This window comes from Kitasatospora sp. NPDC096204 (assembly GCF_044763205.1).
Classification (GTDB): domain Bacteria; phylum Actinomycetota; class Actinomycetes; order Streptomycetales; family Streptomycetaceae; genus Kitasatospora.
This window is the reverse complement of sequence record NZ_JBIWFT010000052.1, coordinates 1-22,561: the sequence shown is the minus strand read 5'-3', so window position 1 is coordinate 22,561 and position 22,561 is coordinate 1. Positions and strand designations below refer to the sequence as shown.

Here is a 22,561-nt window from a genome sequence, read left to right as displayed (position 1 = left end):
AAGGAAAGCGCCTTTCTCCGGAAAACACAAACCCTTGACCCGGGTGGAGCGGCTCAGAGGTGCAGCAGCATGCGCGAGTTGCCCAGTGTGTTGGGCTTCACCCGCTCCAGGTCGAGGAACTCGGCGACGCCTTCATCGTACGAGCGGAGAAGTTCTTCATAGACATCCGTAGCGATCGCCGCCGGGTCTGTCGTACCATCATCGGTTTCCTGGACCTCGCCGATCTCGACGAAACCGTGTTTCGCGAAGAACGCGACCTCGAACGTCAAGCAGAAAATCCGACGGACGCCCAGCCAGCGTGCCGTCTGCACCAGCTTCTCCAGCAGCAGGTGCCCGATCCCGTGGCCCCGGACGACCGGATCCACGGCGAGCGTGCGGACCTCGGCGAGGTCCTCCCACATCACGTGCAGTGCGCCGCAGGCCACCACCGCGCCGTTGTCGTCGCGTTCCGCGACCCAGAACTCCTGGACGGATTCGAACAGTGTGACTGTGGGCTTGTCCAGCAGAATGCCGTCGCGGGAGTAGGCGTCGATGAGCCCGCGCACTGCCCGCACGTCCGTGGTCCGCGCCCGGCGGATGGTGACCTCCATGGTCGGGACGTTATCGCGCCGCTCCCGGTTCCGTCCCACCGGTATCCGGTCCGTCGTCCGCGGAATCCGCGCCGGTCGGATCGGACGGGAACAGCGCGGCCACCCGCAAGGCGTCCCGGAGCGCTTCGCGTTGCTCGGGGGACATCAGGCCGAAGAAGTGCACCAGGGCCGCCGCCGGATTGTCACTGGTGGCCCAGGCGTCGTTCATCAGGGCCGCCGTGTACGCCTCACGCGAGGAGACCGGTTCATATCGATAGGCCCGGCCGACCCGCTCGCGGCGCAGCCAGCCCTTTCTGTGGAGCTTGTCCAGGACGGTCATCACCGTGGTGTACGCGATTTCGCGTTCCGACCGCAGATCCAGGAGAACCTCGCGAACCGTGACCGGTCGGTTCCACTGCCACACCCGGGTCATGATGGCGTTCTCAAGTTCGCCGAGTTGCCGGACCATAGTGCGGCCAGGATAGGGAGTGAATGGGGCAAATCTTGTGAAGTGCGCCAAACCGGCGCGCCGCCACCCCCGGGAATGGGAATGGCGGCGCGCCGGTCGTTCGGGCGGCTGACGGTGTCAGTCGAGGTCTTCCTTGGCCCGCTGGGCCCCGCCCTGGCTGCGGATGATGGCCCGCACCAGGAATCCGAAGCCGATCGCCATGACCAGCGGCGGCACGATCGCGCTGACGTAGTCCATCAGGTCACTCCTCCTCGGTCTTCTCCGCCGTCGCGGCGGAAGCCTTCGGCTCCGGCTTCACCAGCGGGAAGAGCACCGTCTCCCGGATGTTCTTGCCGGTCAGCAGCATGATCAGGCGGTCCACGCCGAGGCCGAGGCCACCGGTCGGGGGCATCGCGTACTCCAGGGCGCGCAGGAAGTCCTCGTCCACCTGCATGGCCTCGACGTCGCCGCCGGCCGCCAGCAGCGACTGGGCGGTGAGGCGGGCGCGCTGCTCGACCGGGTCGACCAGCTCGGAGTAGGCGGTGCCGATCTCGGTCCCGAAGATCACCAGGTCCCACTTCTCGGCCACGCCGGGCTGCGAGCGGTGCTGGCGGGTCAGCGGGGAGACCTCGGTCGGGTAGTCCTTGATGAAGGTCGGCCGGACGGCGTTCTCCTCCAGCAGGCGCTCGACCATCTCCAGGACGATCTGACCGTGGCCCCAGTCCTTCTCGAACGGGATGCCGTGCTCGGTGGCCAGCTTGCGCAGCTCCTCGACACTGGTCTCCGGGGTGACCTCGGCGCCCAGGCGGGCGGAGATGCCCGGGTAGACGCGGACCTCCTCCCACGGCTCGGCCAGGTCGATCTCGTGCTCGACGCCGTGGGCGTCCACGCCCCTGATCACCGTGGTGCCCAGCGCGTCCCGGGCCGCGTTGACGATCGTCTCGCGGATCAGTTCGGCCTGGGTGTCGTAGTCGCCGTACGCCTCGTACGACTCCAGCGAGGTGAACTCCGGGTTGTGGGTGGAGTCCGCGCCCTCGTTGCGGAAGTTGCGGTTGATCTCGAAGACCTTCTCGGCGCCGCCGACCACCAGCCGCTTGAGGTACAGCTCGGGGGCGATGCGCATGTAGAGGTCGATGTCGTACGCGTTGATGTGCGTCTTGAACGGACGCGCGTTGGCGCCGCCGTGCACCGGCTGGAGCATCGGGGTCTCGACCTCGATGTAGCCGCGGTCCTCGTAGGTGCGGCGGATCGAGCGGACGACCTTGCTGCGCAGGTGCAGGATCTCCCGGGCCTCGGGGTTGACGATCAGGTCCACGTAGCGCTGGCGGACCCGGGCCTCCGGGTCGGTCAGGCCCTTGTGCTTGTCCGGCAGCGGGCGCAGGCACTTGGCGGTGAGCTCCCAGCGGTCCACCATCACGGACAGCTCGCCGCGCTTGGAGGTGATCACCTCGCCCTCGACGCCGACCTGGTCGCCGAGGTCGATGTCGGCCTTCCAGGCCGCCAGCCGCTCCGCGCCCAGCTTGTCCAGGGAGAACATCACCTGGAGGTCGCCGGTGCCGTCGCGCAGGGTGGCGAAGCAGAGCTTGCCGCCGGTGCGGGAGAGGATCACGCGGCCGGTGACACCGGCCCGCTCGCCGGTGGCGGTGTCCGGCTCCAGGTCGGGGTGCTTGGTACGCAGGTCCGCGATGGTGGTGGTGCGGGGGAATCCGACCGGGTACGGGTCGACACCGGCCGCCCGGAGCCGGTCCAGCTTCTCGCGCCGGACGCGCATCTGCTCGGGAAGGTCGTCGGTCGCGGGAACAAGGCTCTGATCGCTCACCCCACAAGGGTAGCCAGCCACACGTGGTGCTCCGCGCCGGGATTGCCGTGAGGGGAGACCGCGACGGCGGTCCCCCCTCGGTGCGGCGGTGCGGCGGGGTCAGCGGTCGCGGCGGGCCCGGAGCCGGCGGGCGGTGACCAGACCGGCGGTGCCGAGCAGCACGGCGGCGGCACTCGTCGCGGCCAGGGGGAGGGCGGCGGAGCTGCCGGTGCTGGCCAGGTTGCCGCCGGTGGCCCGGTCGGTGCCGGTGCCGGTGCGCGTGGTGGAGCCGGCGCGCGTGCCACCGGTGCCCGGGTCGGCCGCCGCGTCGGGACCGGCGGAGTCCTTGCCGGTGAGGCCGGCCGGGACGACCGCGCCGGTCGGCGCGGGGGAGGGTTCGGTGACGGGCGCTTCGGTGGGCGTCCCGGTGGGGGTCGGGGCGGGCGTGCCGCCGGTGCCGGGCGTGCTGCCCGGGGTGGCCCGCAGGTCGACCTTCAGCAGGTCGTTGGCGGGGTTGCGGTCCCAGCTCATGACGGCGCTGGGGTGGCCCGGCTCGTACTCGCTGGTCATGTTCTGCAGGGAGACCGTCGCGGTCAGCTCACCGGTGCCCTCGGGGACGGAGAGGGTCAGCTTGTGGGAGTTGGTGGCGCCGGCCGGCATGAAGAACCCGCCCAGTCCCTCGCAGGAGAACTTGTTGAGCGGCTTGTCGGACTTCTGGCCCAGGACGTAGTCGTACGGCTGGCAGGTCGACGGCAGGCCGGTGACGGTGACCCCTTCCGGGAACTGCACGTGGAGGGAGGGCGCGCCCTCCCCGAGGCTGCGGTCGATGATCGAGCCCGGGCCGTTGTTGACGGCGCCGAGGGTGAAGGTGCCGGTGGTGCCGGAGGCGTCCGGTGCCCAGGAGCCGTTCACCGCGAAGTCGGCCGAGTTGTCGGCGAGGACCTGCTGCTCGGTGGAGTGGTTGACGTCGAGTCCGTCCGGGATCCCGTCACCGGAGGTCTTGACCAGGGTGGCGGGCGCGCCGGTGCCGCGCTGGAACGACAGCCGTCGGCGCAGGTCCGCGGCGCTGCCGCCGTACACGCCCTCGGCGGGGTAGACCTCGTAGCCGGCGAAGGTGGAGTAGGCGTCCGTGCCCACGGTGAGCTCGAGACCGGAGAGCTTGACCGCCTGCCCGGGGGCGATCTCGCCGTCGACGGTGCAGATGCCGTGCACGGTGGGCATCGGGTAGCCGAAGCCGCGGCCCGCCCACTCGCCCTTGTCCTTCGCGTACTCGCAGTTGGAGGGCCAGGTGGCCACGTCCAGGCCGGGGGCGAGGTAGACCTCGACGACCGCCCGCCGGGCCGGGGACTCGCCGCGGTTGGCGAACTCGAGGGTCGACGGGAGCGTGCTGCCGACCTTGACGCCGCTCTGCTCCGAGGGCTCCTTGGTGCGGAAGCCGGCACCGCCGATCTCGACCGGGATGTCGGCCTCGGCGGTCTCGGCGCCGGGCGCGCTGAGGGTGGCGTGGACGGTCCCGGTGGAGCCGGGGCGCACGCCCGCGACGGCACTCAGCCACGGGTGGCTGGTGATGTTGATGTTCTCCAGGTCGAGGCGCCAGATGTCGCAGGTGATCACCTTGCCCGCGGTGGCGCAGCCCGGGACGCTGAGCGTGGCCAGCCCGTCGATGCCGGTGGTGTCGAACGCGAGCTTGGCGCCGTTCACGACCTCGGTGCCGGTCCGGCCGATCCGCAGGTGGATGTTCTCGCCGAACTGGGGCTGGGGGGCAGGCTGGGTCGAGATCTGGATCGTGCCGGTCGGGAAGATCCTGAGCTGGGTGCCGGCGGCGTGCGCCGGGAGGGCCGCGGTGCCGGCGGCCAGGGCGGCCACGACCGTGGCCGTGCCCGCGCCGAGGAACCGGCGCGTGCGAGTCGAGTGCATGTGAGTCCCCCGCGAATGGAGTGATGAGGATCCGCACCCTAGGGACTGTCGAGCGGCCGTCAACCCGGTTGATCCGTCATCAATTCGCCCAGGCCGGGATCGAACGGCCTGGTCAGCGGGGGGAAGTTATGAAGACGTGACCGTCGGCGGCCGGCGGAACGACGGCATTGTCGACACATGGACCGGCATGCGGACGGAGGGGAGACCGCGACGGGCGGTCTCCCCTCCGGGGGCGGTGGCCGGCTCAGCCGGTGCCGGTGGCGAGTTCGACGTCCTCCACGTCCTCGGGGGTCCGGTCGGCCGGCGGGGCCGGTCGGGTGGGGGGCTTGGGGCGGCGGCCGAACAGTTCGGCGGGGGTGGGCATCCGGTGCGGACGGGGCGGCGGGTTCGTCGCGGCGGCGGGCTGCTCCGGGCGGGAGTCGGTGCTGCTCATGGGGGTCCGTCCTCCTACAGGGGTGGGGTGACTGTTCGGCGGTGCGGCGGGGCTCGGTACGGCCACCAGGTGGCGGGGCGCCCCGGTGTGGAGGGCGAGCCGCTCGCGGACGGCGGCCTCGGCCAGCGCGTGGCAGCGCCCGGCGAGCCGGGAGCGGCGGGCCCGTTCGCCCTGGCCGCAGGGCTGGCGGGTCAGCCCGCGCAGCGCGGTGAGGTCCTCGGGCCCGGGCAGGTACCCGTCGGTCACCGCCTCCTCCAGCCGCTGCAGGTAGCCGGGGGCGCTGCCGGGCAGGGCGGAGCGGTAGCGACCGAGGTCGGCGAGCAGGAAGGCGCGCAGCCGGCCGCCCTCCTGGACGGCCTCGTCGATCGCCTCGGTCAGGCGCAGGGCGTCCTGGACGTCCTCCGCCCACAGTTCGGCGCCCGGCCCGGCGAACGCCGGCCGGTCGGGCCCCTGGAGGTGGACGGGGACGGCGGGGTGCAGGGCTTGGGCGAGGGCGCGGCGCAGCACGCGGACTTCGTCGGCGCTGAAGGCCATGCCGCCGCGCGATCCGTGTGGCGTAGGCATGGGCTGACACTACGTGAGGAATATCCGATTTGTCGGTAACGTCGCGCCGAACCACCCACGTTCGGCCCGGCGAAGAAGCCTTTCGCCGCCGCCTGTAACGCCGCCGGGGGGACACCTGGTCATCCAGGTGTCAGGGGAGAACGAGTGAGGGGGCCGGGCAGGATGCAACCGGACGGTCAGGGGAAGGCGGCCCGGGGCGGGCGGCGGGACGAGGAATTCCAGGCCTTCGCAGCCGCCCGCGCCCGACCGCTCTACCGGTCGGCCTGCCTGCTCACCGGCGGGGACACCCACCTGGCCGAGGACCTGGTGCAGGAGGCGCTCGGGCGGGTCTACGTCCAGTGGCACCGCACCTCGTGGTTCGGGGCCAAACGCCGGATCGACAACCCGACCGGGTACGCCCACACCGTGCTGGTGCGGGCCTTCCTCACGCACCGCGGCCGCCGCTCCAGCGGCGAGCGGCCGGTCGACGAGGTGCCGGACGGCGCGGCCCCGCAGGGGGACCCGGACCTGCGGCTGGCCCTGGTGGACGCGCTCGGCCGGCTCGCGCCCCGCGACCGGGCCGTACTGGTCCTGCGCTACTGGGAGGACCGCAGCGTCGAGGAGACCGCGGCCGTCCTGCGGCTCACCCCGGGCGCCGTCCGGACCCAGTCCCACCGCGCGCTCGGCCGGATCCGGACGGTGCTCGGCGACGGCATCGGTGAACTGGCCGGGCGCTGAAGCCGCCGGGCCGCCCGTTCGTCACGTCAAATCAGTTGGCAGAGAGGTTGGTTCAGCATGTCCGCAGAGCACGACGGGCCCGACGAGCGGTTCGAGCGGGCCTTCACCCAGGCCCTCGGCCGGGCCGGCGGGGCCTATGACACCGACGGCACCCGGCTGGTCGACACCGGCTGGTCGTACGGCCGCCGGCTTCGCAGGCGGCGGCGGGTGGGCACCGCGGCGGGCGCCGCCGCCCTGGCCCTGGTCGGGGTGGGTGGCGCCGCGCTCGGCGGCCTGCTGCCCGGGCAGGGCACGGCGGTGGTCGGCGCGGCGGGCGGTACGGCGTCGAGCCACCCGTCCGCCGCCCCGGTCTCCGGCCCCGAGTTCCTGCGGATGCTCACCGAGCTGCTGCCGCAGGGGACGGTGACGGTCGGCGAGGCGCGCGGCACCGAGAGTGGCAGCCCGCAGCTGCGGCTGGTGCTGGACGACGGCCACGGACCGGTGCAGTACCTGTTCTGGATCATCGGGGGCAGCACCGACATGATGGGCTGCCCGGCCGGCGTGCCGACCGAGCTGCCGGCCGGGCAGCCGACCGCGGACGCCTGCTCCGCGTCGGTCCTTCCGGACGGCACCAAGCTGACCGTCTACCAGGCCGGCACGCGCAGCGGCGAACCGGAGGGGGCGAAGGCCTGGTCCGCCAAGCTGGCCGGGGACGGCTACCTGATGATGCTCCAGGAGTGGAACCGCAAGCCGCTGGAGCAGGGCACCCCGATCACCCGGGCCGACCCGCCGCTGACGCTGGAGCAGCTCGCCGCGGTGGTGAAGGACCCGCGCTGGAAGAAGGTCGCGGCGGCGGTCAAGGACTCGCGGGCGGGGAAGCCGACCCCGGGAGCGACCCTCCCGCTGCCGTCGCCGCCCGAGGGGGTCCTCCGGCCGGCTCTTCCCCGACCCCTCCCCGGGGAGGGCGCGTGGAGCGGCACCCCGTCCCCCTCCGCGGAGCCGATGTCAGGGCCGACCACCCTGTCCGCCTTCCCGACGCCCGGAAGCTGAGCGCCGCTCAGGCGGCGGCGGGCCGGTTGCGCTCGTACACCAGGCGCAGGCCGATCAGGGTCAGCCAGGGCTCGTGCACGTCGATGGTGGTGGCCTCGCCGAGGACGAGCGAGGCGAGACCGCCGGTGGCGATCACCTGGACGTCGTCCGGGTCCTTGGCGAGCTCCCGGGCCATCCGCTCGACCAGGCCGTCGACCTGGCCGGCGAAGCCGTAGAGGATGCCGGACTGCATGCCCTCGACGGTGTTCTTGCCGATCACGTTGCGCGGACGGGCCAGTTCGATCTTGCGCAGCTGGGCGCCGCGGACGCCGAGCGCCTCGACCGAGATCTCGATGCCCGGGGCGATCGCCCCGCCGACGTAGTCGCCGCGCGCGTTGACGGCGTCGAAGGTGGTCGCGGTGCCGAAGTCGACCACGATGCACGGGCCGCCGTACAGGTGGTTGGCGGCCAGCGCGTTGACGATCCGGTCGGCGCCGACCTCCTTGGGGTTGTCCATCAGGACGTGCACCCCGGTCTTCACGCCGGGCTCCACGATCACCGCGGGGACGTCGCCGTAGTAGCGGCGGGTCACCTCGCGGAGCTCGTGGAGCACGGCGGGGACAGACGAGCAGATCGCCAGGCCCTCCACCGCGGCCTCCCGGACCGCGGTGTGGTTGCCCATCAACCCCTGCAGCAGCACCGCCAGTTCATCGGCCGTGCGGCGCGGATCGGTGGAGATCCGCCAGTGTTCCACCACGTCCTCGCCGTCGAACAGGCCGAGTGTGGTCTGGGTGTTGCCGACGTCGATGGTGAGGAGCATGGGGCGCTTTCTGCGAGTCGGGACGGGGCTGTGCTCGACCGCTGACGGTCAGGCGCGCAGGTCCAGGCCGATGTCCAGGATCGGCGAGGAGTGGGTGAGCGCGCCCACGGCCAGGTAGTCGACACCAGTCTGGGCGACCTCGCGCGCGCTGGCCAGGGTCAGTCCGCCGGAGGCCTCCAGCTTCGCCCGGCCGGCCACCAGCGTCACGGCCTCCTTCAGCTGCCCGACGGTGAAGTTGTCCAGCAGGATCAGGTCCGCCCCGGCGTCCAGCACCGGCGGGATCTGCTCCAGGGTGTCCACCTCGACCTCGACCGGCAGCTCCGGGTACGCGGCCCGGACGGCCCGGAAGGCCTCGGCCACGCCGCCGGCCGCGACCACGTGGTTGTCCTTCACCAGCGCCGCGTCCGAGAGCGCCATCCGGTGGTTGGCGCCGCCGCCGCAGCGCACCGCGAACTTCTCCAGCGCGCGCAGGCCCGGGGTGGTCTTGCGGGTGTCCCGGACCACCGCGCCGGTGCCCTCCAGGGCGTCCGCCCAGGCGCGGGTCGCGGTGGCGATGCCGGACAGGTGGCAGAGCAGGTTGAGCGCGCTGCGCTCGGCGGTCAGCAGGTCGCGGGTGCGCGAGCGGACGGAGAGCAGCACCTGGCCGGCCTCCACCCGGTCGCCGTCCTCGACGTGCCGCTCGACCTCGAACTCCTCCTCGCAGATCAGCGAGACGACCGCCTCGGCGACCCGCAGGCCGGCCACCACGCCGGCCTGGCGGGCGGTGAAGTCGGCGGTCGCGACGGACTCGGCGGGCACGGTCGCCACCGAGGTGACGTCCTCGCCGCCGGCGAGGTCCTCGGCCAGCGCCAGGGTGGCGATGTCCTCGACCTCGACCGGGTCCAGCCCGGCCTGCTCCAGCAGCTCGGCCAGCTGCGGGTCCAGGCCGGTCTCGTAGCCCTCGCCGTCCCCGCAGGCGCAGCCGTCGCCGCAGCCGCCGGCCATCGGGAGTTCCTCGTGGGAGTGGGTCATGGTTCTACTGCTCCTCAGGGGTGCTGACCGGGCCGCCGGCGGCGGCGAGGGTGGTGATCAGGTGGCGCCGCCAGTGGGCGTCGTCGCGCTCGGGGAAGTCCTCGCGCCAGTGGCAGCCGCGGGTCTCCGCGCGCTGCGCGGCGGCCGCGACCAGGGCGGTGGCGACCAGGAGGAGGTTGGCGGCCTCCCAGGTCTCCACCCGGGGGTCGGCCGGCTTCTCCTCGGCGACGTGCGCGTAGGCCTGCTCGGCGATCAGGGCGAGGCCGGCCGCGGCGCCGGCCATCGAGGCGGCCGAGCGCAGCACGCCCGCGCCGCGCGACATCAGCCGCTGGATCTCGGCGCGCGCCTCGGAGGCGGGCAGCGGGACGGCGTGCGCCGACCGGGCGGCCTCGACGTCCACGGTGCGCTCGGGCAGTTCGCCGGCCCCGTGCCGCTCGGCCAGGTCGGCGGCGATCCGCTCGGCGAAGACCAGGCCCTCCAGCAGCGAGTTGGAGGCCAGCCGGTTGGCGCCGTGCACCCCGGTGCAGGCGACCTCGCCGCAGGCGTACAGGCCGGGGACGCTGGTGCGGCCGCGCGGGTCGGTGCGCACGCCGCCGGAGGCGTAGTGCGCGGCCGGGGCGACCGGGATCGGCTCGGTGACCGGGTCGATGCCGTGGGCGCGGCAGGAGGCGAGGATGGTCGGGAAGCGCCGCTCCCACATCTCGGCGCCGAAGTGCCGCCCGTCCAGGAACATGTGCTCGGCGCCCTGCTCCTGCATGCGCCGGGTGATCGCCTTGGCGACGATGTCGCGCGGGGCCAGTTCGGCCAGCTCGTGCTGCCCGAGCATGAACCGGACGCCGTCCGCGTCCACCAGGTGGGCGCCCTCGCCGCGCACGGCCTCGGAGACCAGCGGCTGCTGGCCCTCGGCCTCCGGGCCGAGCCAGAGCACGGTCGGGTGGAACTGGACGAACTCCAGGTCGGTGACGGCGGCGCCGGCCCGCAGCGCGAGCGCCACGCCGTCGCCGGTGGAGACTGCCGGGTTGGTGGTGGCCGAGAAGACCTGGCCCATGCCGCCGGTGGCGAGCACCACCGCGCGGGCCCGGACGGCGCCGACGCCGTCGCGCGCTCCCTCGCCCATCACGTGCAGGGTGAGCCCGGCGGCGTGGCCGTCGGAGTCGGTCAGCAGGTCGAGCACCAGCGCGTGCTCGATCAGCTCGATGTCGGGGTCGGTGCGGACGGCGGCGACCAGGGCGCGCGATATCTCGGCGCCGGTCGCGTCCCCGCCCGCGTGCGCGATCCGGTTGCGGTGGTGGCCGCCCTCGCGGGTCAGCAGGATCTCGCCGGCCGCGCCGCGGTCGAAGGCGGCGCCGACCGCGATCAGTCGGCGGACGGCGTCCGGGCCCTCGGTGACCAGGGTGCGCACGGCCTCCTCGTCGCAGAGCCCGGCGCCGGCCACCAGGGTGTCGTCCAGGTGCTGTTCGGGGGTGTCCCCCTCGCCCAGGGCGGCCGCGATGCCGCCCTGGGCCCAGCGGGTGGAGCCGTCGTCCAGCATCGCCTTGGTGACCACCATGGCCCGCAGGCCGGCCTTGCGGACGTTGAGCGCGACGGTGAGGCCGGCGACCCCGGAGCCGACCACGACCACGTCGGTGGTGGCGGTCCAGCCGGGGGCCGGGGCGGTGAGGCGGTGCGTGGACATGGGTGGGTGGCTCCTTCAGCGCGAGGCGGCGTCGGCCGCGCCGTTGCCGTCACCGTACGCCTTGTCCCCCCGGAGCAGTCCGGTGCCCTCCTGGGCCTCCGCGGCGTCCCCGCCCAGGCCGGTGATCCGGTTCCGCTGGTCCACGAAGACGACCTTCGGTTCGTAGCCCTTGGCCTCGGCCGTGTCCATCTGCCCGTAGGCGATGAGTATGACGAGGTCGCCGGGGTGGACGAGGCGGGCGGCGGCGCCGTTGATGCCGATCACGCCGGAGCCGCGCGGGCCGGCGATGGTGTACGTCTCCAGCCGGGCGCCGTTGTTGATGTCGACGATGTGGACCAGCTCGCCGGGGAGCAGGTCGGCGGCGTCGAGCAGGTCCTCGTCCACCGTGACGGATCCCACGTAGTGCAGGTCGGCCTGGGTCACGGTGGCCCGGTGGATCTTGGACTTGAGCATGGTGCGGAGCATTGCGGGTCACGCCTCCTGTGAGTGCATGCCTGAAGGGGGGTGTTGCTGCGGGTGTCGCTGCCGGTGTCGCCGCCGGTGAATCAGCGGATGATGATGCGGACGTTGTCGATCAGGCGGGTCGGGCCCACCTTCGCGGCGACGGCCAGCACCGCCTCGCCCTGGAAGTCGTCCGCCGCCTCCGAGAAGTCGTGCGGGTCGATCAGGGCGAGGTAGTCCAGGGTGACGCCCTCGGCGCCGTCCAGGGCGGCCGAGGCGGCCTCGCGGACGGCCTTCGGGCCCTGCGCGGCGGCGTCCCGGCCGGCGAACAGGGCCTTGGACAGGGCGAGCGCGTGGGCGCGCTCCTCCGCCGAGAGGTAGCGGTTGCGCGAGGACAGCGCCAGGCCGTCCTCCTCGCGGACGGTCGGCACGCCGACGATCTCGACGTCGAAGTCCAGGTCGGCGACCATCCGCTGGATGATCGCCAGCTGCTGGGCGTCCTTCTCGCCGAAGAACGCGAAGTCCGGGTCGGTGATGTGCAGCAGCTTGGCGACCACGGTCAGCACGCCGTCGAAGTGGCCGGGCCGGGTGGCGCCCTCGTAGCGCTCGCCCATCGGGCCGGCCACCAGGCGCACCTGCGGCTCGCCGTTCGGGTAGACCTCGTCGACGGACGGCGCGAAGACCACGTCGGCGCCGTGCTCCTCGGCCAGCCGCACGTCCTCGTCGAGGGTGCGCGGGTAGCGCTCCAGGTCCTCGCCCGCGCCGAACTGGAGCGGGTTGACGAAGACCGTCACCGCGACCCGGCCGTCCCGGCCGACCTGCTTGCGGGCGGCCCGGATCAGCGCGGCGTGGCCCTCGTGCAGCGCGCCCATGGTCATCACGACGGCGTTGTCCACCGGCTGCTCGTCCGGCCAGAACGCGGCCTCGAATTCGTCCACGGTGCGGGTGACGACGGCCCGGTGGACCTTCGGCGTCCGCTGGGGCTTGTTCGACTGCTTACCGCGTGCCATCTAGGGCTTCTCCTCGTTCAGTACGTCCAGCAGCGCCGCCGCCGACGTTTCGTCGATCGTCCCGTTGGCGAGCGCCCGCTGTGCGGTGGCGCGGGCCATCGCACGGTAGGCCGCCGGGATGTCCGGGGACACCGTACTGAGCTGCGCCAGGTGGCGCCGTACGGTGCCCGAGTCGCCCCGGGCGACCGGGCCGGTGAGGGCCGCGTCGCCGGAGCGCAGGCTGTTGTCCAGGGCGGCGCCCAGCAGCGGGCCGAGCATCCGGCCCGGCTCGGCGACGCCGGCCGTGCGCAGCAGGTCCATCGCCTGGGCGACCAGGGTGACCAGGTGGTTCGAGCCGTGGGCGAGGGCGGTGTGGTAGAGCGGGCGGACGTCCTCGGGCACCCACTCGGGCTCGCCGCCCATCTCCACCACCAGGGCCTCGGCGACCGGCCGCAGCTCCTCGGGGGCGGTCACGCCGAACGGGCAGCCGGCCAGCCGGGCCAGGTCCACCGAGGTGCCGGTGAAGGTCATCGCCGGGTGCAGGGCCAGCGGCAGCGCCCCGGCCCGGGTGGCGGGCTCCAGGATGCCGACGCCGTGCGCGCCGGAGGTGTGCACCAGCAGCTGCCCGGGGCGGACGGCGCCGGTGGCGGCGAGGCCGCCCACCAGGTCGGCCAGCGCGTCGTCCGGGACGGTCAGCAGCACCAGGTCGGCGGCGGCCAGGACCTGCGGCGGGGTGACGATCCGCACGCCCGGCAGCAGCGCCTCGGCGCGGCGGCGGGAGACGGCGGACACCCCGGAGGCGGCGACCACGGTGTGCCCGGCGAGCTGGAGCGCCGCGCCCAGCGCGGGGCCCACCCGGCCGGTGCCGACCACGCCGACGGCCAGCCGGGCGGGCCGGTTGCCGGGGTCACCGGGGTCGCCGAACGGGGCGAACTCGCTGAAGTCGGACGAACCCATGTCCACCCTTGTCCTGAATGACCGTTCCGGTCCGCGACGGGTACCGGACGTACCGCCCCAGTGTACGGGCGCCGCCGCGGCCCGTCCGGGCCCGAGGTGGCTAGTCCGAGGCCCCGGCCCGGATCAGCCCGGCCTCGTACGCCAGGACCACGGCCTGCACCCGGTCGCGCAGGCCCAGCTTGGCCAGGATCCGGCCGACGTGGGTCTTCACGGTGGCCTCCGAGAGCACCAGCCGGGCCGCGATCTCGCCGTTCGACAGGCCCTGGGCGACCAGCAGGAACACCTCCCGCTCGCGCTCGGTCAGCGGGCCGAGGACGTCGGAGCCGGGCGCGCTCTGCGGGGTGGGCAGCACCTCGGCGAAGCGGTCGATCATCCGGCGGGTGGTGGTCGGGGCGACCACCGCGTCCCCGCCGTGCACCGCGCGGATCGCGGCCACCAGCTCGGTCGGCGGGACGTCCTTGAGCAGGAAGCCGCTGGCGCCGGCCTTGAGCGCGGCGAAGGCGTACTCGTCCAGGTCGAAGGTGGTGAGGATGAGCACGTGCGGGGCGTTCGGCAACGGACTGCCGTCCTCGGCCAGGCAGATCCGGCGGGTCGCCTGCACGCCGTCCAGCCGTGGCATCCGGACGTCCATCAGGATCACGTCCACCTCGGTGTGACGCAGCTTCTCCAGGGCCTGAGCGCCGTCGCCCGCCTCGGCGGCGATCTCGATGTCGCCCTGTGACTGGAGGATCATCCGGAAACCGGTGCGCAGCAGTTCCTGGTCGTCGACGAGCATCACGCGGATGGTCAAGGTGGGACTCCTTGGAGGGGGTGGACGGCGGACTGGGCTAGTGGGCCGCCTTGAGCGGCAGGACGGCGCGGATCCGGAAGCCGCCGCCGGGGCGGGGGCCCACGTCGAGGCTGCCGCTGACCATGCCGACGCGTTCGCGCATGCCGATCAGGCCGTGGCCGAGGCCGTCCGCGCCGCCGGCGGTCAGGTGCTCGTCGGTGCTGCCGCGCCCGTCGTCCTCCACCAGGACGGCCAGCTCGCGCTCGCCGAAGTCGACCGCGACCCGGGCGTGCACGTCGGGGCCGCCGTGCTTGCGGACGTTGGTGAGCGCCTCCTGGACGATCCGGTAGACGGTCAGCTCGACGCCGCGCGGCAGCTCGCGCGGCTGCCCGGAGGTGGCGTAGTCCACGTCCAGCCCGGCCGTGCGGACCTGCTCCAGCAGCTCCGGCAGCTCCTCGACGCCCGGCTGCGGCACGTACTCCTCGGCCTTGGTGTCGGCGGTGCGCAGCACGCCCAGCAGCCGGCGCATCTCGACCAGCGCCTGGCGGCCGGTGGAGGCGATCGTGCCGAGCGCCTCCTTCGCCTGCTGCGGGGAGTTGTCCAGGACGTACGCGGCGCCGTCGGCCTGGACGATCATCACCGAGACGTTGTGGGCGACCACGTCGTGCAGCTCGCGGGCGATCCGGGCCCGCTCGGCGGCGACCGCCACCTTGGACTGGGCGTCCCGCTCGCGCTCCAGCCGGGCGGCGCGGTCCTCCAGCTCGGTCAGGTAGGCGCGGCGGACCCTGGTCAGCCGGCCCCAGGCCCAGCAGAGGATGAACGGCGTGCTCATCAGCAGCGTGATCATCGCCGCCTCGCCGAAGCCGTACGGGCGGGTGTGGACGTCGCCGGCCCCGTCGACGACCGTCTTCACCGGCTTCATCTGCCAGAACACCAGCGGCCCGGCGGACAGGCCGGCCGCCAGGGCCAGCCGGGAGGTCCACTTGTGGCCGAAGGCGGCGCCCGTGTAGGCGAAGACCAGGTAGGCGACCGAGGAGAAGCCCGGTGTGACGCCCGCGATCACCTGGCCGACGCCGACGCAGGTGGCGACGACCACCGTGAGGTCGGGGAAGCGCCGCCGGAAGACCATCAGCAGCGGCAGCAGCACCGCGACCGCGACCGAGGCGTCGAAGCGCCAGCCCTCGTCGACGTTGGCCTCGTTCGGGATCAGGCCGAAGAACAGCACGATCGCCGCCCAGGCGGCGTCGACCACCATGGGGTGACGGCGGAGCCAGGCGTTGAGTCGATGCACGTGTCCAGCGTAGGCAGTCGCCCGGTGTGCCCAGGTCCGCCGGTAGGGCGATCCGCCCTACTCCGTAGGTCGGAGAAGCACCTGAGCCGATGGGGAGGGCCCGCCCGCGGCCGGGTAGCGTCGCCTCCCATGACTTGGATGCGGTGGGCGCCCGCCATGGAACAGGCCCTGTACGACCCCGGGCAGGGGTTCTACCGCAGGCCGGAGGGCCCGGCCGGGCACTTCCGCACCTCCGTGCACGCCTCACCGAGGTTCGCCCGCGCGGTGGCCCGGCTGCTGCTGGAGGTTGACGAGGCCCTCGGCCGTCCGGAGGAGCTGACCCTGGTCGACATGGGGGCCGGACGGGGCGAACTGCTCACCGGGGTCCTGGCCGAGCTGCCCGCGCCGGTGCTGGCGCGGCTGCGCCCCTACGGCGTGGAGATCGCGGGGCGTCCGGCCGGCCTGCCGTCCACAGCCCTGTGGACGGACGAGCCGCCGCGCGGGGTGACCGGGCTGCTGTTCGCCAACGAGTGGCTGGACAACGTCCCGCTGGACGCCGGCGAGGTGGACGAGGACGGGGTGCTGCGCTACCTCGAGGTGGACACCGCGACCGGCGACCAGCGCCTCGGCGAGCCGGTCTCGGCGGCCGACGCGGCCTGGGCCGGCCGCTGGTGGCCGGCCGCGGAGCCCGGCGAGGTGGTGGAGTTCGGCGCGCCCCGCGACGCCGCCTGGGCGCGGGCCGTGGCCGGGCTGGAGCGCGGGCTGGCCGTCGCCGTCGACTACGGGCACACCGCCGGGCGGCGGCCGCCGTTCGGCACGTACGCGGGCTTCCGGGACGGCCGGGAGGTGGCCCCGGTGCCGGACGGCTCCTGCGACGTCACCGCGCACGTCGCGCTGGACTCCGCCGCCGTGCCCGGTCTCCACAGCCTGTGGACAACCCAGCGTGAGGCGTTGCGCGCGCTCGGCGTGAGTGGTGAGCGCCCGGCGCTCGCGCTGGCCTCCAGCGACCCGGCCGGCTACCTGCGGGCACTCGGCGGGGCGGGGGAGGGGGCCGAGCTGACCGACCCGGGCGGCCTCGGCGCCTTCGGGTGGCTGGTGCAGGCCGTCCGCATGCCGGAACCGGTGAGCTTGGCGGGCCTGCCGGGATGGCAGACTCTGGGGGCATGAGGGAGACCACGGTCGGCATCGGGGCGGGAGCCGAGAACTTCACCGGCGCGGCGGGCACCACCGACATGGTGCTCAACATCGGCCCGCAGCACCCGGCCACCCACGGCGTGCTGCGGCTGCGGATGCTGCTCGACGGCGAGCGCGTCGTGAGCGCCGAGCCGGTGATCGGCTACATGCACCGGGGCGCCGAGAAGCTGTTCGAGGCCCGCGACTACCGGCAGATCATCATGCTGGCCAACCGGCACGACTGGCTGTCCGCCTTCTCCAACGAGCTCGGCGTCGTCATGGCCGTCGAGCGGATGCTCGGCATGGAGGTCCCCGAGCGGGCGGTGTGGATCCGCACCCTGCTCGCCGAACTCAACCGGGTGCTCAACCACCTGATGTTCCTCGGCTCGTACCCGCTGGAGCTGGGCGGGATCACCCCGGTCTTCCACGCCTTCAACGGCCGCGAGGACCTCCAGCACGTGCTGGAGGAGGCCTCCGGCGGCCGGATGCACTACATGTTCAACCGGGTCGGCGGCCTCAAGGAGGACCTGCCGGCCGGCTGGCTCGGCCGGGTCCGCACCGCCGTCGCCACCGTGCGATCGCAGCTGCCGGTCTTCGAGGACCTCGTCCTCGGCAACGAGATCTTCCGCGCCCGCACCGCCGGCGTCGGCGTCCTCACCCGGGCGCAGGCCGAGGCGTACGGCGTCAGCGGCCCGATCGCCCGGGCCAGCGGCCTGGACCTCGACCTGCGCCGCGACGAGCCGTACCTCGCGTACGGCTCCGAGGAACTGCGGCAGGTGCTCACCGTGGTCACCCGCGAGGAGGGCGACTGCCTGGCCCGCTTCGAGTGCCTGCTGGAGCAGACCCTCAACTCGCTGGACCTCGCCGACGCCTGCCTCGACAAGCTCGCCGCGCTGCCGCCAGGACCGGTCAACCAGCGGCTGCCCAAGGTGCTCAAGGCCCCCGAGGGCAGCACCTACGCGTGGACCGAGAACCCGCTCGGGATCAACGGTTACTACCTGGTCTCGCGCGGCGACAAGACGCCGTGGCGGCTCAAGCTGCGCTCGGCGTCCTTCAACAACATCCAGGCGCTGACCGAGCTGCTGCCGGGGACGCTGGTCGCGGACATGGTGGCGATCCTGGGGTCGATGTTCTTCGTGGTCGGGGACATCGACAAGTAGGGGCTTCGGGCCCGGCCCCGGGTTTCCGGGCTCCGGCCCGCCAGGACGTCCGGTGGGCCGGACGTCCTGGCGCCCCGGTCAGGCCTTCTTGGGCTTCTTGACCGGGTCGGCCGGGTGCGGGGCCACCTTGCGGTCGCCCTTGGTGGCGATCCGCTCCTCGCACAGCCGGGCCAGCACCTCGTAGCCGGCCCTGCCCATCAGCTCGGTGAGCTCGGGGCGGTAGCTGACGTACACCGGCTCCGCGCCCTGGTGGGCCGCCGGGGCGCCGGTGCACCACCAGTGCAGGTCGTGGCCGCCCGGGCCCCAGCCGCGGCGGTCGTACTCGCCGATCGACACCTGGAGGTAGCGGGTGTCGTCGGGGCGGTCGATCCAGTCGTAGGTGCGGCGGATCGGCAGCTGCCAGCAGACGTCCGGCTTGGTCTCCAGCGGCTCGCGGCCCTCCTTGAGCGCGAGCGCGTGCAGGGCGCAGCCGGCGCCGCCCGCGAAGTCCGGGCTGTTCACGAAGATGCAGGCGCCGCCGACCCGGCGGGTCTGGCGGTCGCCGTCCTCGTCCAGCATGGTGATGCCGCCGTCGGACCTGATCCGGCCCTTGGCGTCGGTGCCCTCGGCGAAGTTCTCCCACAGCTCGGGGGTCAGCCGGGCCGCGTGCCCCAGGACGCGCTGCTCGTCGTCCTCGTCCGAGTAGTGCGCGCCCAGCGTGCAGCAGCCGTCCGACTCGCCCCGGCCCTCGCGGATGCCGTGGCAGCCCTGGCCGAAGACGCAGGACCAGCGGGAGGTCAGCCAGGTGAGGTCGCAGCGGAAGACCTGCTCCTCGTCGGCGGGGTCGGCGAACTCGACCCAGGCGCGGGGGAAGTCGAGCGGGACCTCGTCGCGCGGGATCTCGCGGCGCAGGGTCGGCATCGCGAGGTCGACGGGGGCGGGGGAGGCCTTGGGCTTCGCCTTGGCCTTCTTCTTGGACGTTTCTGCTGGTGCCACTCGGCAAGGGTAGAGCTTTCGGGGGTGGTGGCGCGGTGGCGGGACCGGTGGAGGTTCCGCGGGCGGTCCCGGGGGTGGTTTCGGGGGCGGTTCCGGGGGCGGGACGGACGGCGGCCCAGGCCGAGGGGACGCCCGGGGTGAAGGCGGGGTGAAGAGGTCCGGCGGGGCGTGCGGGCGGGCCCGGCGGCGTGCCTAGGATGGCGGCCGGTCCGCTACGGGCCCGCTACGGGGAGGTACGGGGATGGCAGGCGGCAGCACCGGGGCGTCCGGCCGCGCGGACGGGGAGTTCGTCCTCAGGCCGTGGGAACTGCATGGCGAGGGGCGGGAGTTCGAGAAGCTCGGCGGCGAGCTGGCGAAGGCCGTCACCGCGCTGGAACAGGGTCTCGCCGCGGTCGGCGCGCCCTGGGGCGCGGACCAGCCGGGCAGCGGCTTCGCCACCGTGTACGGGCAGGCGCGCGGCGAGCTCGTCGGCGGGCTGCGGGGGTTGGCCGGGCGGGTGACCGGGGTCGGGGCCGGGCTGCACACGATGGCCGCGCGGACGGCGGACACGGACAGCTCGGCGGCGAGCGGGTTCGGGGCGACGGCGGTGCCGGAGGGCTCGGGGGCGCCGGCGGGCTCGGGGGTGTCGGCGGTGCCGGCGGTTCCGGCGGTGACGTCCGCGGTGTACTCGACGGCGCCCGAGGCAACCCCGGGGGCCGTTCCCGTCGTCCCCGGGGACAAGTCGGTCTGACCGATCCGGCTCCAGGACGGACCGGCTCCAGGACGGAGCGGTTCGAGACGGACCGGGTTCGACGACGGACCGGTTCGAAGGCGGACCGGTTCGAAGGCGGACCGGCTCGAAGGGGGAAAGCGCGTGTCCAGGAAACTGCCCGAGGAACTGGCCCCGGTGCTGGCCAGGACCGGCCAGCAGTGGCCGCAGGCCGACGAGGAGGGCCTGCGCAAGGCCGCCGGGGTCTGGCGCGAGTTCGGCAAGGAGGCCGACCGGCTCACCCGGCGCTGCGGCGAGTCCGTCCGGCGGGTCACCGCCGACAACTCCGGCCACGCGGTCGAGGCCTTCGGCGCGTACTGGCAGGACTTCAGCGGCGGCGGCAGGGGCCACCTGGACGACGCGCACAGCGCGGTCGGGCTGGTCGCCGGGGCCTTCGACACCGCCGCGCGGGCCGTGGACACCTGCAAGGCCGAGATCATCGCGACCCTGCGGCAGCTCGCCGCCGAGCTCAAGCAGGCCGAGGAGCAGGCCGCCAAGGCCAAGGAGGCGGCCGGCCGGGCCGCCGCGGCGGTCGACGGCGACCCGACGAAGAGCGGGGTGGTCGGCGGACTGGAGTCCGCCGTCGGCGGCCTCGCCACCAAGCTGAAGAACGCCGCCGCCGAGCAGGTCGCGGCGGGGGTGGCGGCCGTCGCCGTCGAGGCCGCCGCGCTGAAGATCGGCGGACTGCTCGCCGAACTCGGCCGTGCCATGAAGGACGCCCTGTCCGGCGCGCTCAAGGAGCCCGCCGCCGTCGCCCTGCTGAAGCTCGGCACCGCGCAGGGCACGGGAATCACCGCCGCCTCGTACCGCGCCGGCGCGTTCGACCCGCTCGCCGCCGGACTGCCCGCCGCCCTCGGCGAACCCGGCGTGCTCGGCGCGGACGGCTCCGGGCTGGTCCTGCTCGCCGGGAAGGACGGCAAGCCGCTGGTCGGCGTGCCCGGGCTGACGGTCAAGGTGGACGAGCACGGCAAGCCGGTCCTCGGCCCGGACGGGCAGCCGGTCATCCTGCGCGCCGACGGCACGCCGGTGGCCGACGCCACCGGGCTGCTGGTCGTCCCCGGGCCGGACGGGAAGCCCGTGGTCGGGGTCGCTGACCTGGCCGTCCGGCTGGACGAGCACGGGCGGCCGGTGCTCACCGACGAGGACGGCAAGGCGGTCCGCGGGGTGCCGATCGCCGGGCTCACACCGGGGGCGGACGGGCCGGGTGGCGACAAACCCGGCGCCGACAGGCCGTCGGCGGGTGGGACGCCCGCCGGGCCGGCGGATCCGAAGGCGCCGGGGGCCGTGACGGTGGCCTCGGTCGCGCTGGCGGACCCGGGGGCGGTGGTCGGCGGGCCGGATGTGGCGGTGGCGGCGGGCGCTTCGGCGGGTGCGGGTGCAGGTGTGGGCTCGGGTGCGGTGGCGGCCGGGGGCGGGGGTGGCCTCTGGGGCTCGGCGGGGCACCGGGCGGCGGGTGGCGGTGGCGGTGGCGGCGACTCGGCGCCGTCCGCTGCCGCGCCGGTCCGGCAGGGCGGCGGGTCGGCGGGCTGGTCGGACGGGGACTACCCGCTCCAGGCGCCCGCGGCCTCCTCGCACGGCAGTGCCGGTGGTGGCGTCGGCGGCGGGCCGGTGACCGTACGGACGGACTCGGTGAGTGCGCCGGTCGCGCCCGTCACGGCACCGTCCGTCGGCGGTCCCTCGCACGGCCCGGCGCCGGAGGCCCCGCCGACGGTCCGGCCGGTCGCGGTGCCCGGGCAGTTCGCGGCCCCGGCGTACGGCGGCGGGTACAGCGGGCACGGCGGGTACCAGGCGCCCGGGCCGGTCGGCACCGTCGGGCCCGGGCCGCTGGCGGGCAGCGGCGGCGGGCCCGTGAACGTGGCGGCTCCGTTCGGCAGCGGCGTCGGGGCGGGCGCGTCCGGCAGCCCCGGTGGCGCGGCGGGTGGGGCCGGTGGAGCGGCGGGCGGTGTGGTGGGCGGCGGTACCGCCGTCGGCGGGCCGCAGCCCGGCGCTCCGGGAGCCCGGACCCCGGCCGGCGCCGCGCCGCACCCGGTCGTCGGACCGCCGGTCCACGCCGCCCCGCCGCCTCCGGCCGCACCCCCGATCGTCGGGACCACCCCGGTGATCGGCCGGCCCGAGCCGCACCCGGGGGAGCCCCGGCGGCGGGAGAACGCGGCGGGCCCCGCCGACCCCACCCTCGCCTGGGGCGCGGTCCCGGTCGCGACCGCCCACGCGATGGCCCTCCAACTCGCCCTGCGGGCACGGCACGGAGCCCCGCCGGAGGACCCGGCGGCCCGGCCGCGCAGCTTCACCGACAGCCGCCCGTACGGCCTGCCGGGCGGGCTCGGGCCGGTCGACCCGGAGCACCAGGCCGAGGTCGAACGCCGCGTGCCCCGGGACGAGGACGGCCTGCCCGTCCGCCACCCCGACCCGGCGGTCGGCGGCTGGGCGGAGGTCGTCAACGACGGCGGCCACTGCGAGCCGGGCCGGGCCAACAACAGCCTGGAGATCGCCCTCTCGGCGGTCGAGTGCTACACCGGCCGCCCGACCTGCGCGGCCCCGCGCATCCCCACCGAGGGCGACGCCGGCGAACGCGGCGGCCGCGACCGCGCGGAACGCGAACTCGGCGCCCCGTTCCGGGACCTGGGCGACGGCGGCCCGGCCTTCGACCGCCTCGCCGACGACCTCCGCCGCGCCGGCCACGGCTCCCAGGCCGTCCTGCTCACCCTCGACGCCTACGGCCGCCCGCACGCCTGGAACGCCGTCAACCACCAGGACACCGTCACCTACCTCGACCACCAACTCGCCAGCCAGGCGCCCACCCCCCTCCACCCCGCCACCCACGGCCTCTGGGCCATCGCCCTCACCCCCGAAGGCCGCCCCCTCACCCCCACCCCCTGACCCGCCCTCACCCAACTCCCGCCCCACCCACCCCGGCGGGAATCACGAGGCCCGCGCAGGAAGTCGGCCCGGCCGACTTCTCAGGGAGTGTCATGAATTCGGTGGACACCCTGATCAAGGGAGACACTGATGAGCTTGCTGGCGGACCACCGGATCGAGTCGGTTCCTGACGGATCGGTTTCGTCGGAGCCGGAAACGGCCGATGCCTTGGGCATGGGGCCGAGGAAGAATACTGGCGGATC

General features: G+C 74.3%; 19 protein-coding genes and 1 pseudogene. 6 read left to right on the top strand and 14 right to left on the bottom strand.

The features are described from left to right. Positions 1 to 53: 53 nt before the first annotated feature. The 5 genes and pseudogenes from ACIQ87_RS36305 to ACIQ87_RS36285 form a co-directional block, all read right to left on the bottom strand. Complete coding sequence (locus ACIQ87_RS36305; protein WP_402415582.1) at positions 54 to 590, bottom strand: amino-acid N-acetyltransferase; 537 nt, start codon at positions 588 to 590, stop codon at positions 54 to 56. A gap of 10 nt (positions 591 to 600) precedes the next feature. Next, positions 601 to 1,038, bottom strand: a complete 438-nt coding sequence (locus tag ACIQ87_RS36300) for a BlaI/MecI/CopY family transcriptional regulator (protein ID WP_363380547.1) — start codon at positions 1,036 to 1,038, stop codon at positions 601 to 603. Between the two features lie 241 nt (positions 1,039 to 1,279). Then, a pseudogene (gene lysX / locus ACIQ87_RS36295) lies at positions 1,280 to 2,827 on the bottom strand (bifunctional lysylphosphatidylglycerol synthetase/lysine--tRNA ligase LysX); the annotation flags it as partial. A 108-nt stretch (positions 2,828 to 2,935) separates the two neighbouring features. Next, positions 2,936 to 4,732, bottom strand: a complete 1,797-nt coding sequence (locus tag ACIQ87_RS36290) for a hypothetical protein (protein ID WP_402415580.1) — start codon at positions 4,730 to 4,732, stop codon at positions 2,936 to 2,938. 244 nt (positions 4,733 to 4,976) lie between these two features. Then, complete coding sequence (locus ACIQ87_RS36285; RefSeq protein WP_402415577.1) at positions 4,977 to 5,729, bottom strand: hypothetical protein; 753 nt, start codon at positions 5,727 to 5,729, stop codon at positions 4,977 to 4,979. A 162-nt stretch (positions 5,730 to 5,891) separates the two neighbouring features. Here ACIQ87_RS36285 and ACIQ87_RS36280 point away from each other — a divergent pair, with 162 nt between their 5' ends. Next, the gene (locus ACIQ87_RS36280; protein WP_402415575.1) at positions 5,892 to 6,446 is read left to right on the top strand and encodes a SigE family RNA polymerase sigma factor; all 555 of its coding nucleotides are present in this window, start codon (positions 5,892 to 5,894) and stop codon (positions 6,444 to 6,446) included. A gap of 57 nt (positions 6,447 to 6,503) precedes the next feature. Further along, positions 6,504 to 7,475 (top strand): hypothetical protein, encoded by a 972-nt coding sequence (locus ACIQ87_RS36275; protein ID WP_402415572.1) that lies wholly within the window; start codon positions 6,504 to 6,506, stop codon positions 7,473 to 7,475. Positions 7,476 to 7,482: 7 nt separating this feature from the next. Here the strand turns inward: ACIQ87_RS36275 and ACIQ87_RS36270 are convergent, their stop codons facing one another. The 8 genes from ACIQ87_RS36270 to ACIQ87_RS36235 all read right to left on the bottom strand — a co-directional run bounded on the left by ACIQ87_RS36270 (position 7,483) and on the right by ACIQ87_RS36235 (position 15,371). Next, a complete protein-coding gene (locus ACIQ87_RS36270) occupies positions 7,483 to 8,274 on the bottom strand; it encodes a type III pantothenate kinase (protein WP_402415570.1) in 792 nt (263 codons plus the stop codon). Between the two features lie 48 nt (positions 8,275 to 8,322). Beyond that, positions 8,323 to 9,285, bottom strand: coding sequence for a carboxylating nicotinate-nucleotide diphosphorylase (gene nadC / locus ACIQ87_RS36265; RefSeq protein WP_402415567.1), 963 nt, complete (start codon positions 9,283 to 9,285; stop codon positions 8,323 to 8,325). 4 nt (positions 9,286 to 9,289) lie between these two features. After that, the gene (locus tag ACIQ87_RS36260) at positions 9,290 to 10,960 is read right to left on the bottom strand and encodes an L-aspartate oxidase (protein ID WP_402415565.1); all 1,671 of its coding nucleotides are present in this window, start codon (positions 10,958 to 10,960) and stop codon (positions 9,290 to 9,292) included. A 15-nt stretch (positions 10,961 to 10,975) separates the two neighbouring features. After that, positions 10,976 to 11,425 carry an aspartate 1-decarboxylase gene (gene panD / locus ACIQ87_RS36255; protein WP_402415563.1) on the bottom strand — a complete coding sequence of 150 codons (450 nt, stop codon included), beginning with the start codon at positions 11,423 to 11,425 and terminating at the stop codon, positions 10,976 to 10,978. 80 nt (positions 11,426 to 11,505) lie between these two features. After that, positions 11,506 to 12,411, bottom strand: coding sequence for a pantoate--beta-alanine ligase (panC, locus tag ACIQ87_RS36250; protein ID WP_402415560.1), 906 nt, complete (start codon positions 12,409 to 12,411; stop codon positions 11,506 to 11,508). Continuing rightward, positions 12,412 to 13,347: a Rossmann-like and DUF2520 domain-containing protein gene (locus ACIQ87_RS36245; RefSeq protein WP_402415557.1), complete on the bottom strand. Its 936-nt coding sequence runs from the start codon at positions 13,345 to 13,347 to the stop codon at positions 12,412 to 12,414. It abuts the gene before it with no gap. Between the two features lie 100 nt (positions 13,348 to 13,447). Then, positions 13,448 to 14,137, bottom strand: coding sequence for a response regulator transcription factor (locus ACIQ87_RS36240; protein ID WP_359822654.1), 690 nt, complete (start codon positions 14,135 to 14,137; stop codon positions 13,448 to 13,450). Between the two features lie 37 nt (positions 14,138 to 14,174). Continuing rightward, the gene (locus ACIQ87_RS36235; RefSeq protein WP_402415650.1) at positions 14,175 to 15,371 is read right to left on the bottom strand and encodes a sensor histidine kinase; all 1,197 of its coding nucleotides are present in this window, start codon (positions 15,369 to 15,371) and stop codon (positions 14,175 to 14,177) included. 165 nt (positions 15,372 to 15,536) lie between these two features. Between ACIQ87_RS36235 and ACIQ87_RS36230 the strand changes: the two genes are divergently transcribed. Beyond that, positions 15,537 to 16,553 carry an SAM-dependent methyltransferase gene (locus ACIQ87_RS36230; RefSeq protein ID WP_402415554.1) on the top strand — a complete coding sequence of 339 codons (1,017 nt, stop codon included), beginning with the start codon at positions 15,537 to 15,539 and terminating at the stop codon, positions 16,551 to 16,553. Continuing rightward, positions 16,550 to 17,719 carry an NADH-quinone oxidoreductase subunit D gene (locus tag ACIQ87_RS36225; RefSeq protein WP_402415551.1) on the top strand — a complete coding sequence of 390 codons (1,170 nt, stop codon included), beginning with the start codon at positions 16,550 to 16,552 and terminating at the stop codon, positions 17,717 to 17,719. Before ACIQ87_RS36230 ends, ACIQ87_RS36225 begins: the two co-directional genes overlap by 4 nt. Positions 17,720 to 17,797: 78 nt before the next feature. Here the strand turns inward: ACIQ87_RS36225 and ACIQ87_RS36220 are convergent, their stop codons facing one another. Then, positions 17,798 to 18,694, bottom strand: a complete 897-nt coding sequence (locus ACIQ87_RS36220; protein ID WP_392867763.1) for a hypothetical protein — start codon at positions 18,692 to 18,694, stop codon at positions 17,798 to 17,800. Positions 18,695 to 18,935: 241 nt separating this feature from the next. Here ACIQ87_RS36220 and ACIQ87_RS36215 point away from each other — a divergent pair, with 241 nt between their 5' ends. Both ACIQ87_RS36215 and ACIQ87_RS36210 read left to right on the top strand, forming a co-directional pair. Further along, entirely contained in the window at positions 18,936 to 19,424 is a 489-nt protein-coding gene (locus tag ACIQ87_RS36215) for a hypothetical protein (RefSeq protein WP_402415548.1), read from the top strand. A gap of 123 nt (positions 19,425 to 19,547) precedes the next feature. Next, positions 19,548 to 22,319, top strand: a complete 2,772-nt coding sequence (locus ACIQ87_RS36210; protein WP_402415545.1) for a toxin glutamine deamidase domain-containing protein — start codon at positions 19,548 to 19,550, stop codon at positions 22,317 to 22,319. Positions 22,320 to 22,561 lie beyond the last annotated feature (242 nt).